11 protein-coding genes are annotated in these 11,477 nt (G+C 70.1%); 10 read left to right on the forward strand and 1 reads right to left on the reverse strand.

The window, feature by feature from the left end:
- The first annotated feature begins 9 nt into the window (after positions 1 to 9).
- The 5 genes from KCH87_RS22465 (at position 10) to gatB (ending at position 6,017) form a co-directional block, all read left to right on the forward strand.
- Positions 10 to 2,253 (forward strand): bifunctional diguanylate cyclase/phosphodiesterase, encoded by a 2,244-nt coding sequence (locus KCH87_RS22465; protein WP_210588007.1) that lies wholly within the window; start codon positions 10 to 12, stop codon positions 2,251 to 2,253.
- A 191-nt stretch (positions 2,254 to 2,444) separates the two neighbouring features.
- Positions 2,445 to 2,741 carry an Asp-tRNA(Asn)/Glu-tRNA(Gln) amidotransferase subunit GatC gene (gene gatC / locus KCH87_RS22470; protein WP_007384860.1) on the forward strand — a complete coding sequence of 99 codons (297 nt, stop codon included), beginning with the start codon at positions 2,445 to 2,447 and terminating at the stop codon, positions 2,739 to 2,741.
- A gap of 7 nt (positions 2,742 to 2,748) precedes the next feature.
- Positions 2,749 to 4,248 (forward strand): Asp-tRNA(Asn)/Glu-tRNA(Gln) amidotransferase subunit GatA, encoded by a 1,500-nt coding sequence (gene gatA / locus KCH87_RS22475; RefSeq protein ID WP_210588008.1) that lies wholly within the window; start codon positions 2,749 to 2,751, stop codon positions 4,246 to 4,248.
- Complete coding sequence (locus KCH87_RS22480) at positions 4,245 to 4,487, forward strand: hypothetical protein (protein ID WP_210588009.1); 243 nt, start codon at positions 4,245 to 4,247, stop codon at positions 4,485 to 4,487. The genes gatA and KCH87_RS22480 overlap by 4 nt, the downstream gene beginning before the upstream one ends.
- 15 nt (positions 4,488 to 4,502) lie before the next feature.
- Positions 4,503 to 6,017 carry an Asp-tRNA(Asn)/Glu-tRNA(Gln) amidotransferase subunit GatB gene (gatB, locus tag KCH87_RS22485; RefSeq protein WP_210588010.1) on the forward strand — a complete coding sequence of 505 codons (1,515 nt, stop codon included), beginning with the start codon at positions 4,503 to 4,505 and terminating at the stop codon, positions 6,015 to 6,017.
- 84 nt (positions 6,018 to 6,101) lie between these two features.
- On the opposite strand, the gene KCH87_RS22490 is transcribed toward gatB, so the two are convergent.
- On the reverse strand, positions 6,102 to 6,905 hold the full coding sequence (locus KCH87_RS22490; RefSeq protein WP_210588011.1) for a cyclopropane-fatty-acyl-phospholipid synthase family protein: 804 nt from the start codon (positions 6,903 to 6,905) through the stop codon (positions 6,102 to 6,104).
- A gap of 188 nt (positions 6,906 to 7,093) precedes the next feature.
- Here KCH87_RS22490 and KCH87_RS22495 point away from each other — a divergent pair, with 188 nt between their 5' ends.
- From KCH87_RS22495 to KCH87_RS22515, 5 genes are all read left to right on the forward strand, one after another.
- Positions 7,094 to 7,381: a hypothetical protein gene (locus KCH87_RS22495; protein WP_210588012.1), complete on the forward strand. Its 288-nt coding sequence runs from the start codon at positions 7,094 to 7,096 to the stop codon at positions 7,379 to 7,381.
- A gap of 194 nt (positions 7,382 to 7,575) precedes the next feature.
- Complete coding sequence (locus tag KCH87_RS22500) at positions 7,576 to 9,837, forward strand: MMPL family transporter (RefSeq protein ID WP_210588013.1); 2,262 nt, start codon at positions 7,576 to 7,578, stop codon at positions 9,835 to 9,837.
- Positions 9,815 to 10,390, forward strand: a complete 576-nt coding sequence (locus KCH87_RS22505) for a GNAT family N-acetyltransferase (RefSeq protein ID WP_210588014.1) — start codon at positions 9,815 to 9,817, stop codon at positions 10,388 to 10,390. The genes KCH87_RS22500 and KCH87_RS22505 overlap by 23 nt, the downstream gene beginning before the upstream one ends.
- Before the next feature lie 35 nt (positions 10,391 to 10,425).
- Complete coding sequence (locus tag KCH87_RS22510) at positions 10,426 to 11,013, forward strand: hypothetical protein (protein ID WP_210588015.1); 588 nt, start codon at positions 10,426 to 10,428, stop codon at positions 11,011 to 11,013.
- Between the two features lie 202 nt (positions 11,014 to 11,215).
- A complete protein-coding gene (locus tag KCH87_RS22515) occupies positions 11,216 to 11,401 on the forward strand; it encodes a hypothetical protein (RefSeq protein WP_210588016.1) in 186 nt (61 codons plus the stop codon).
- Positions 11,402 to 11,477 lie beyond the last annotated feature (76 nt).

Below are 11,477 nucleotides of genomic sequence, written 5' to 3' on the forward strand. Positions count from 1 at the left end.
GGGACGGGAATGGAACCGACCGAGAGCGCCGCCCCGTACTCGCGGCTGCGCCTGCGCCGGGTCGCCGACGCATGGCGGGGGAGCCGGTGGGGCGGGCGGTCCGCGGCGCGTCCGGGCACGGAGGAGCGTACCGCCGGACAGCGCCCCGCGGCCGACGGCCGGGGTACCGCACAACTCACCGCCGAACAAGCGCACAGCACACTGCCGGACCTCGACGCGGACCGGCACGCATCGTGGCCCGCACTGCCCGCCGCGGTCGTCGCGGGGGCCGGATTCGTCCTGGGCGGCGGCTTCTTCCGTGGGTTCACCGGTGACCACGCCCTCTTCCCGTCCGGCGCCGTGGGCTGGTCGCTCGCGGTGCTGACCGGCATCATCGTCGGCCACCTGGTCGCGCTCGGCCGCGCCCGCTGGTGGGGCGGCACCGGCTCCGGCGCCGCCCTCACCCTCGCCGTTCTGATGCTGTACGGCTGGGTGCCCGCCGGAATGGTCAGCCTCACCGTCGTCGTCCTGGTCGGCATAGCCCGCCGCAACCGCTGGCGGCAGGGCGTGCTGCACGGCGCGGTCGACATCCTCGGCATCGGCGCGGGTGCCCTGGTGCTGGCCGCGTTCGGCCGGGTGCCGTCCGTCGAGACCCCGTGGAACCCCGACACCTGGACGTTCTACACCGCCCCCGAAGTGGTCCTCGTCGCGGTCGCCTATCTCCTGGTGACCCGCACTCTGCTCTGGTATCTGCACGCCCCGCGCACCGGTGGTCTGCCCACGGTCGCCCGCACCGCCCTGGTCAGACAGGGCCTGGTCACGGTCGCGCTGCTCGGCATCGCACCGCTGGTGTGTGTCGTGGCCGTGGCCAAGCCGGTGCTGCTGCCGATGTTCTCGATCCCCCTGATCGCCCTCGACTTCACCCTGTGGATAGCCCGGGCCCGGGCCGAGGAGCAACTGCGCGACCCGCTCACCGGACTGCCCAACCGGCAGTGGCTGCTCGAACGCATATGGACCGCGCTGGACGACGCCGAGCGCATCGGCGCACGGTCCGCCCTGATGCTGATCGACCTCGACCGCTTCCGATCGGTCAATGACACGCTCGGTCATCTCGCCGGTGACCGGCTGCTGCTTCAGATAGCCGACCGGCTGCGGGTGGCGCTGCCGCGCGGGGCGGAGGCCGCGCGGCTCGGCGGGGACGAGTTCGCCGTCTTACTGCCGGTCGCCGACTCCACGACGTCCGCGACCCGTATCGCGCGCGGCCTGGTCGCCGCGCTCAGCTCCCCGCTCGACCTCGACGGACTCACCCTGGTCCTGGAGGCCAGCGCCGGAGTCGCCGTGTTCCCGGACCACGCCCTCGACGCGGAGGGCCTGCTGCGCCGGGCGGACGTGGCGATGTACCAGGCGAAGCGGGACCGCACGGGCGTCGAGGTCTACGAGTCCAAGCGGGACTCCAACACCCCCGACCGGCTCGGACTGCTGGGCGATCTGCGGCGCGCGCTCGACGCGCACGAGGTGGAGCTGCACTACCAGCCCAAGGTCCGCTTCGACGGACAGGTCGCCGGTCTCGAGGCGTTGGTCCGCTGGGTGCATCCCGAGCGCGGGAAGGTGCCGCCGGACGAGTTCATAGCGATCGCCGAGTCGTCCGGACTGATGCCGCATCTGACGGAGTACGTGCTGGACACCGCGCTCGCCCAGGTCGCCAAGTGGCGCGCACAGGGGCTGCACGTCCCGGTCGCGGTGAACGTGTCCCCGCGCGACGTCCACACCCCCGGGTTCGCGGGCTCCGTGGCCGCGCGGCTCGCCCGGCACGGCGTCCCGGCGGGGTCGCTCCAGCTGGAGATAACGGAACATGTGCTGCTGGAGGACCCGCAGCGAGCCGCCGACACCCTCGCCGGACTGACCGGGCACGGCGTGAAGATGTCGCTGGACGACTTCGGTACCGGGTACTCGTCGCTCGTGCATCTGCGGCGGCTGCCGGTGAGCGAGCTGAAGATCGACCGTTCCTTCGTCGCCCGGCTGGCAATCGACAACGAGGACGCGGAGATCGTGCGGTGCACGGTGGATCTCGCCCACTCGCTGGGTCTGCTCGTGGTGGCGGAAGGCGTCGAGGACGACGAGACGTGGGAGCGGTTGCGGGATCTGCGGTGTGACGCCGTACAGGGCTGGCTGGTCGCCGCGGCGATGCCGGCCGAGGAGGCGACGGCGTGGTTGCGGGCGCGGGGGTCGCGGGGGTGGCAGCGGCCGCGGGCTGCACTGCCTGCGGCTGACTAGGTTCTTTGGCGCCGGGCCGCCGTGGGGGTTTTCGCCGTGGCGGGTGCGGCGCCGTCGTGGCTTGTCGCGCAGTTCCCCGCGCCCCTTTGGGGCGCTGCCCCGCGGGGGCGCGGAAACCGTTTCACGGTCACGGGTCCCCGCCCCATAGGATTGGCCCCAAACCACACACTCTCACCCCAGAGGATCGCTGCATGCCTGGCATCACGCGCGAGGAGGTCGCCCACCTCGCACGGCTGGCGCGTCTGGAGCTGAAGCCCGAAGAGCTCGAACACTTCGCGGGACAGCTGGACGACATCATCGGCGCGGTCGCACGCGTCAGTGAGGTCGCCGACCAAGACGTACCGCCGACCTCGCACCCGCTCCCGCTGACGAACGTCATGCGGGCGGACGAGGTCCGTCCGTCGCTCACCCCCGAGCAGGCGCTCTCCGGCGCCCCGGCCCAGGAGCAGCAGCGTTTCAAGGTGCCGCAGATCCTGGGGGAGGACTAAAACCGCCATGACGGACAGCAACATCATCAAGCTCACCGCCGCCGAGACCGCCGCGAAGATCGCTTCCGGTGAACTCACCGCGGTACAGGTCACCGAGGCCCACCTGGCCCGTATCGAGGCCGTCGACGAGAAGGTCCACGCCTTCCTGCACATCAACCGCGAGGGGGCGTTGGCCCAGGCCCGCGCCGTCGACGAGAAGCGCGCCAAGGGCGAGAAGCTCGGCCCGCTCGCCGGCGTTCCCCTCGCGCTGAAGGACATCTTCACCACCGAGGGCATCCCGACCACCGTCGGTTCCAAGATCCTCGAGGGCTGGATCCCGCCGTACGACGCGACGCTCACCAAGCGGCTGAAGGCCGCCGACGTCGTCATCCTCGGCAAGACCAACATGGACGAGTTCGCCATGGGGTCCAGCACCGAGAACAGCGCCTACGGGCCCACCGGCAACCCCTGGGACCTCACGAGGATCCCCGGCGGCTCCGGCGGCGGTTCCTCCGCCGCGCTGGCCGCGCACATGGCCCCCCTCGCCATCGGCACCGACACCGGCGGTTCCATCCGCCAGCCGGCCTCGGTCACCGGCACGGTGGGCGTGAAGCCGACGTACGGAGCGGTCTCCCGCTACGGCATGGTCGCCTTCTCCAGCTCCCTCGACCAGGGCGGCCCCTGCGCCCGTACGGTCCTGGACGCGGCGCTTCTGCACGAGGTCATCGCCGGGCACGACCCGATGGACTCCACCTCCATCGACGCCCCGGTCCCGCCGGTCGTCGAGGCCGCCCGCAACGGCAGCGTCCAGGGCATGCGCGTCGGCGTCGTCAAGCAGTTCCGCGGCGAGGGCTACCAGGCCGGTGTCATCCAGCGCTTCGACGAGTCCGTCGCGCTGCTGAAGGAGCTGGGCGCCGAGATCGTCGAGCTGGACTGCCCGTCCTTCGACCTGGCCCTGTCGGCGTACTACCTGATCGCGCCCTCCGAGTGCTCCTCCAACCTCGCCCGCTTCGACGGCCTGCGCTACGGCCTGCGGACCGGCGACGACGGCACGCACTCCGCCGAGGAGGTCACCTCCCTCACCCGTGAGGCGGGCTTCGGCCCCGAGGTGAAGCGCCGCATCATGCTCGGTACGTATGCCCTCTCGAGTGGCTACTACGACGCGTACTACGGCAGCGCCCAGAAGGTCCGTACGCTCATCACCCGCGACTTCGAGAAGGCCTTCGAGCAGGTCGACGTCATCGTCTCCCCGACGACGCCGACCACCGCCTTCCCGATCGGCGAGCGCGCCGACGACCCGATGGCGATGTATCTCGCGGACCTGTGCACCATCCCGACCAACCTGGCCGGCAACGCGGCCATGTCGCTGCCCTGCGGTCTCGCGCCGGAGGACAACCTCCCAGTCGGGCTTCAGATCATCGCGCCGGCGCTGAAGGACGACCGTCTGTACAAGGTCGGGGCCGCCGTAGAGGCCGCCTTCGTGGAAAGGTGGGGGCACCCGTTGCTCGAGGAGGCTCCGTCGCTGTGAGTAAGGCACTGTCCAAGGCCAAGGGCTTCAAGAAGTCCAAGTCCGGTACGTACCTGTCCATGGCCACCACCGCGTTCGGCGCGGTCAGTGTCGCGAAGCAGGTCAAGAGGGCCCGCTCCGAGAACGACACGCTGCGCCTGATCGACGCGGCCGTGTCCGCCGCCGCCATCGTCACCGGCCTCGCCATCCTCTACCGCGAGCTCAAGCGGCTGGGCGACGACGACGTTCTGCTGGGCTGAGAGGGAAGTTTCACCGTGACCACCACGACCGACCTGGTGTCGTACGAGGACGCGCTGGCGTCGTACGACCCCGTCATGGGCCTTGAGGTCCATGTCGAACTCGGCACCAGGACCAAGATGTTCTGCGGCTGTTCGACCGAGCTCGGTGCCGAGCCCAACTCGCAGACCTGCCCGACCTGCCTCGGCATGCCGGGCGCGCTTCCCGTCGTCAACGCGACCGGCGTCGAGTCCGCGATCAAGATCGGTCTCGCGCTGAACTGCGAGATCGCCGAGTGGTGCCGCTTCGCCCGGAAGAACTACTTCTATCCGGACATGCCGAAGAACTTCCAGACCTCCCAGTACGACGAGCCGATCGCCTTCAACGGCTACCTCGACGTACAGCTGGAGGACGGCGAGACCTTCCGCGTGGAGATCGAGCGCGCCCACATGGAGGAGGACACCGGAAAGTCGCTGCACGTCGGCGGCGCCACCGGCCGGATCCACGGCGCGTCCCACTCGCTGCTCGACTACAACCGGGCCGGCATCCCCCTCATCGAGATCGTCACCAAGCCGATCGAGGGCGCGGGCGAGCGTGCTCCCGAGGTCGCGAAGGCGTACGTCGCCGAGCTGCGCGAGCTCATCAAGGCGCTCGGTGTGTCGGAAGCCCGCATGGAGCAGGGGCAGATGCGCTGCGACGTGAACCTGTCGCTGCGCCCGCACGGCCGCGAAAAGTTCGGTACGCGCTCCGAGACGAAGAACGTCAACTCGCTGCGTTCCGTGGAGCGTGCGGCCCGCTTCGAGATCCAGCGGCATGCCGCCGTACTCAACAGCGGCGGCACGATCATCCAGGAGACCCGGCACTTCCACGAGGACACCGGGTCGACGACCTCGGGCCGAGTGAAGGAAGAGGCCGAGGACTACCGGTACTTCCCCGAGCCGGACCTGGTTCCGGTGGCCCCCACGCGTGAGTGGGTCGAGGAGATCCGCGGCGTGCTGCCGGAGATGCCGCTGGCCCGCCGGAACAGGCTCCGCGCGGAGTGGGGCATCGCGGCGATCGACATGCAGGCGATCCTCAACGCCGGTGCGCTGGACCTGATCGTCGCCACGATCGACGCCGGTGCCGACGCGGCCTCCGCCCGCAAGTGGTGGATGGGCGAACTGGCGCGCAGTGCCAACGATTCGGGCACCTCGCTCGACCGGCTGGCGATCACTCCGGCGCAGGTCGCCCGGGTCGCCGAGCTCGTCTCGAAGGGTGACCTGAACGACAAGCTGGCCCGCCAGGTCATCGAGGGCGTCCTCGCGGGCGAAGGCACCCCGGACGAGGTCGTCGACAAGCGCGGTCTGAAGGTCGTCTCCGACGAGGGCGCGCTCGGTCAGGCCGTCGACGAGGCCATCGCCGGCAACCCCGGCATCGCGGACAAGATCCGCGGCGGCAAGGTGGCCGCGGCCGGCGCCCTGGTCGGTGCGGTCATGAAGGCCACGCGCGGACAGGCGGACGCGGCCCGCGTCAAGGAGCTGATCCTGGAGAGGCTGGGCGTCAGCGAGGGCTGATTCCGGGTTTCACACAGCCCTGGGGGGATGCATCGCAACCGATGCATCCCACCAGGTGCGTTCGCGAGAGACCGCAACCGCCTTCTACAGACGGCGTCCCACCAGCCGTACGAAGCCCAGCGCGCGCCCCTCGTCCACCCGCACCATCTCGCTGACCTGGCGGGCCATCGACCGATGGAACTCCTCGGGGCTCTCCGCGGCGACCACGTCGCACCACAGCAGCCAGTCCCGCCAGCCCTCGTCCAGCCAGTCGGCCGTCTCGACCTCGACGGCCCCGCTGCGCGTCCAGTGGCGCCGCCACCAGTCGGCGGAGTGGAAGCACCAGAAGTCGGGCTCCCAGTAGGGCTTGAGATGCTCCGGGGGCTCGGTGCCCGCCGGCTCCTCCCGCAGCGCGGGCACGACGACACCGATCCGCCCGCCCGGCTTCAACAGCCGGGTCAGCGTGGGCAGATAGAGGTCGTCGGTGCCGAAGTACTGGTACGCGTCGATGCTCACGATCGCGTCGAAGCTCGCCTCGGCGAACGGCAGGTCGTGCGCCTCGGTGTGCACGGCCTGCACACGGTCGGTGAACCCAGCCTCGGCGATACGCCGGGCGTTGTCATCGGGCTTGATCCACAGGTCGGCCGCGGTGACCTGGGCGTCGTACTCACGGGCCAGGAAGACCGAGGTCATCGCCCGGCCGCAGCCCATGTCGAGCACGGGTGCGCCGGGGCGGAGGGTGTCCAGGCCGAGTGCGGGGGCCAGCCACTCCAGCAGCCACAGCGCGTTCGGGCCCATCTGGTTCTCGATGACCCAGCTGACGTCGTAGCTGTTGCTGCGCGGGTAGCGGGCGTGGGTCAGCCGCTTGGTGAGGTCCTCATTCGAGGTCCTCCGGGTGATGTCTGGCATCGGTGAACGGGCTCCTTGAGTCCTGGGAAGCGGAGAGGGATACGGAGGAGCTCGGTCGGACGCTCAAACAATGCACCTGCTTCGGCCGGCGGCGAGATGCCGCGAGGGCGGCGGACGTTCGGAAGCTAACAGCCGGGGCCGGCGCCCCGCACCCGGATTCTCAGCCGGAGGCGCTACGCTCCCCCGCCATGAACGGACGCGGTGAATCCGAGATACCCGAGGACCCCGTGCAGGAGGTGCGGCGGGCCCGTTGGACAGCGGGCGGGGTCGGGGGACTGCTGGCCCTCGCGGGGCTGGCCGCGTCGGCCCTCCGCTTCACCGGCTCGGCGCCGACGGTTGTTCCGGCCGCGTACGCCTTCGGCGCGGTCGTGTGCGCGCTGGCGTCGGTCCTGGGGTCCCGGGGGCGAACCCGAAGGGCGTTGTGGCTGCTGATCATCGGGGTGATGGTGATGGCTCTGGGCGACCAGTTCGACTGATGTGACAGAGTGACCGTTACTGTCCTGTGATCTGCCTCCCACTCCTGTGAATAAGCCCACGAACGCGATAAACGATCACTTGCCCCTGCAAGAGTGGGCCGCGTATTGCTCATACGTTCTTTGCGGGCCGTTCACGTCATGAACGACTGTTCCCGGTCAAAGATCCACAAATCGTCACCCCTGGGAGCACGTTCGTGGCAGCTCTTGCGCGCTGGTGTGTTCAACGCCGCCTCGTGGCCGTTCTGCTGTGGCTCCTGGCCTTCGGCGGGGTGACCGCGGCCGCCGCCGTCGCCGGAGCCGCCTACTCGAACGACTACGAGGCCCCCGGCACCGAGTCCGGGCGCGCCGCCCAACTGCTGCGCGACGGCTTCCCCGGCCTCGGCGGCGACAGTGACACCGTTGTCTGGCACACCACGTCCGGCACCGTCCGCGCCGCCGACGTCGAACAGACCATGACCCGCACCCTGAACGAGATCGCGGAGCTGCCCTCGGTGGCCGCCGTCGTCAGCCCGTACGACGGCCAGGGCGCGGCGCAGATCAGCGGCAACGGACGTACGGCCTACGCGATCGTCACCTTCGACGACCCGGTCGAGAACATCGACAGGTCCGAGGCGCAGGCCGTCGTCGACACCGCCGACTCCGCCCGGTCCGAGGGGCTTCGAGTGGAGCTGGGCGGCCGTGCCATCGGGCTGACCGAGTCGTCCGGCGGGCACCTCGCGGAGATCGTCGGTGTGGCGGTCGCCGCGGTCGTGCTTTTCCTCGCCTTCGGGTCGCTCGCTGCCTCGCTACTGCCCATCGCCACCGCGCTGGTGAGCGTCGGCACGGCGTACGCCGGGATCGTGCTGCTCGGGCATGTCATGACCGTGGCCGACTTCGCGCCCATGCTCGGCATGTTGATCGGGCTGGGCGTCGGCATCGACTACGCGCTGTTCATCGTCACCCGGCATCGGCGCGGTCTGAAACGCGGATTGTCCGTCACCGAGTCGGTCACGGGCGCCGTCGCGACCACCGGACGTGCGGTGGTCTTCGCGGGGGCCACGGTGTGCATAGCCCTGCTGGGGATGCTGATCCTGCGGCTGAGCTTCCTCAATGGTGTCGCCATCGCCGCCTCGCTGACCGTCGTCCTCACCGTCGCCGCCTCGGTGACGCTGCTGCCGGCCCTGCTGTCCTCCATCGGCATGCGGGCGCTCAGCCGCCGTGAGCGCCGCAGGTTGGTCGAGCACGGCCCCGAGCCCGAACTGCCGACCGGGTTCGCGGCCCGCTGGTCGGCCTTCGTGGAACGGCACCCCAAGAAGCTCGGCGCCGTCGCCCTCGCCGTGATCACGCTGCTCGCCCTGCCCACGCTCGGGCTTCGCCTCGGTACCTCCGACCAGGGCAACAACCCCGAGACGACGACCACCAGGCAGGCGTACGACCTTCTGGCTGGGGGCACCTCCCGCGCGGAGCGTGGGGGAGGCTTCGGGCCCGGCGTCAACGGGCCGCTGACCCTCGTCACCGGCGTCGACGGAGCCGAGGACACGCTCGCCCTCGACAACCTCGACGCCACACTCCGTGCCACCGAAGGCGTCGCCTCCGTGACACCGGTGACCTTCAACTCCGGCGGCGACACCGCGTATCTGACCCTCGTCCCGCAGTCCTCGCCGCAGTCGCAGAAGACCAGCGACCTCGTCGACCGGCTGCGCACCGAGGTGCTGCCGCGTGCCGAGACGGGCACCTCGCTGGACGTGCACGTCGGCGGTGTGACGGCGAGCTACGACGACTTCGCCGAGGTCATCGTCGGCAAGCTGCCGCTGTTCGTGGGCGTTGTCGTGGGCCTCGGCTGTCTGCTGCTCCTGCTCGCCTTCCGGTCCGTCGGCATCCCGCTGAAGGCCGCCGCGATGAACATCGCCGCCGTCGCCGCCGCGTTCGGAGTCGTCGTCGCGATCTTCCAGTGGGGGTGGGGAAGCGAGCTGCTGGGGCTGGGTCGCGCCGGCCCGATCGAGCCGTTCCTGCCGGTCATCATGGTGTCGGTGCTGTTCGGCCTCTCCATGGACTACCAGGTCTTCCTGGTCAGCCGGATGTACGAGGAGTGGCTGGAGACCGGCGACAACCGACGGGCCGTCCGCATCGGTCTCGCCGAGACCAGCCGGGTGATCAACTCGGCCGCCGTCATCATGATCTCGGTCTTCCTCGCCTTCGTGCTCAGCGGCGACCGCGTGATCGCCATGTTCGGCATCGCACTGGCCGCCGCGGTCGCCCTCGACGCCTTCGTGCTGCGTACGTTGCTGGTACCGGCGCTCATGCACCTCCTCGGCGGCGCCAACTGGTGGCTGCCGCGCCCGCTGGAGAGGTATCTGCCGCGCATCAGCATCGAGCCGCCCGAGTGCCGGGCCGCCCATGAGAGGCTCGCCGACGTCGACGTCGTGGAGCAGCTGGAGAAGGAGCGGGAACAGGATGTACGCGATATCCCTGGGTGACGACGGTGCAGAACTGCGGCCGCTGGAGCCGTGGCACGCCGAGGAGTTCCTGGCTCACCTGGAGCGCGGACGGGAGTTCATCAACCAGTACATCCCCTTCGGCTCCAAGGCCACCGACACGGCGGGCGCCCGGGAGGCGCTCCAGCGGTACGCCGACATGCGCGCCGTCGACACCGGGTCCCTGCACGGCCTCTGGCTGGACGGCAAGCTCGTCGGCGGAGTGCTCTTCCTGAACTTCGACGCCGACGCCGGCAACTGCGAGGTCGGATGCTGGCTTGAGCCCGCCGGTACGGGGCAGGGGCTCGTCACGCGCGCGATGCGGGTGCTCATCGACTTCGCCGTCGAGCAGCGCGGCATCCACCGGATCGAATGGGTGGCGGCCTCGGCCAACACGGCCAGCCTGAACGTCGCCCGGCGCCTGGGCATGACCCGGGACGGAATACGCCGGGAGGCCCACCCCTATGGTGGCGTACGGCACGACCTGGAGGTGTGGTCGATCCTCGCCCCCGAATGGCGTGAAGCACGCGCGCGTGCCGCTCACAACGATCATTAAGAGACTTCTCAGACGGGATCCGTACGGTGCGCGACATGGGAACCAAGACTGCTGAAGAAACCGGTGCCGGGACGGGCGCCGAGGCCACGAACGACGAGGAGAAGGTGGACGTCACCAAGACCGACGAAGTGACGGAGACCGAGGTGGAGGACACGGCCGACACCGACACCGACACCGAGGCCGAGGTCATCGGGGACGCCGAGGACGTCAAGGACCAGGCGGCGGGCTCGTCCGACGTCGGCCAGGGCGCCGGCGCCATCGTGTCCGCCGCGCTGGGCCTCGTCTCGCTCACCGGCAGCTGGCTCGGCACCGTCGCATCCGCGCGCGAGAACCTCATCGGCCAGATGCAGAACTCTCAGAGCCAGGACCTCGCCACGCTGGTCAAGGAGGGCTACGGCGACGGCTGGAACGTCACCGCGGTGTACGGCGGCGTGTTCGCGCTCGTCGCCCTGCTCATCGGCGTCGTGGTGCTCGCCCGCCCCGCCTTCGGGGCCCCCGGCAAGCCGCAGGCGGCCTGGATCAAGTCGGTCTCCTGGGCGGGTGTCGCGCTCGGCGTCATCGGGCTGCTGCTCGCCGTCCTCAAGTACACCGACATCCTGGTCGGACTGCCCTCCACCAGCTGAATCACCGCAGGTCCTGAGGGGTCTTAGGGCATCCGTAAGCACCTTACGGAGCGCCTGAGGCCCCTCATGCGCGTCTAAGGCCCCGCCGGCGGCCGAAGATGCGGAACTCTCCCGATGTGGCGGACCCCCCTCGGAGACGAAGGTTGAGACATCGCAGCAAGCGATGGAGAGACCGACCTCTCACCAGGGAATTGGGGACACCATGTTCGAGTACGAGATGCACCAGCTCCGCTCCGCCGAACTCATCCGCCAGGCCGAGCAGGAGCGGCTCGCCCGCGACGTGGTCCGCGCTCGCCGCGCCGCCCGCAGCGAAGCCGCCAGGCGCTCCGCCGAGCCGGACAGCCATACCGACCGTCCACGCCGGCACCGGTTCGCCCGCGTCGCATGACGCCGGGGGAGGGCGGTGGTGCAAGGGCCGTACCGACCAGCGGTACGGCCCTTGCCCGCACTCCGGCGCATGCCGC

Source organism: Streptomyces sp. GESEQ-35, from assembly GCF_017948485.1.
GTDB lineage: Bacteria > Actinomycetota > Actinomycetes > Streptomycetales > Streptomycetaceae > Streptomyces.

Coding starts and splice junctions, on each gene's coding strand:
- KCH87_RS22465 (WP_210588007.1), top strand. CDS start 10: ATGGAACCGACCGAGAGCGCCGCCCCGTACTCGCGGCTGCGCCTGCGC.
- gatC (WP_007384860.1), top strand. CDS start 2,445: ATGCCTGGCATCACGCGCGAGGAGGTCGCCCACCTCGCACGGCTGGCG.
- gatA (WP_210588008.1), top strand. CDS start 2,749: ATGACGGACAGCAACATCATCAAGCTCACCGCCGCCGAGACCGCCGCG.
- KCH87_RS22490 (WP_210588011.1), bottom strand. CDS start 6,905: ATGCCAGACATCACCCGGAGGACCTCGAATGAGGACCTCACCAAGCGG.
- KCH87_RS22495 (WP_210588012.1), top strand. CDS start 7,094: ATGAACGGACGCGGTGAATCCGAGATACCCGAGGACCCCGTGCAGGAG.
- KCH87_RS22505 (WP_210588014.1), top strand. CDS start 9,815: ATGTACGCGATATCCCTGGGTGACGACGGTGCAGAACTGCGGCCGCTG.
- KCH87_RS22510 (WP_210588015.1), top strand. CDS start 10,426: ATGGGAACCAAGACTGCTGAAGAAACCGGTGCCGGGACGGGCGCCGAG.
- KCH87_RS22515 (WP_210588016.1), top strand. CDS start 11,216: ATGTTCGAGTACGAGATGCACCAGCTCCGCTCCGCCGAACTCATCCGC.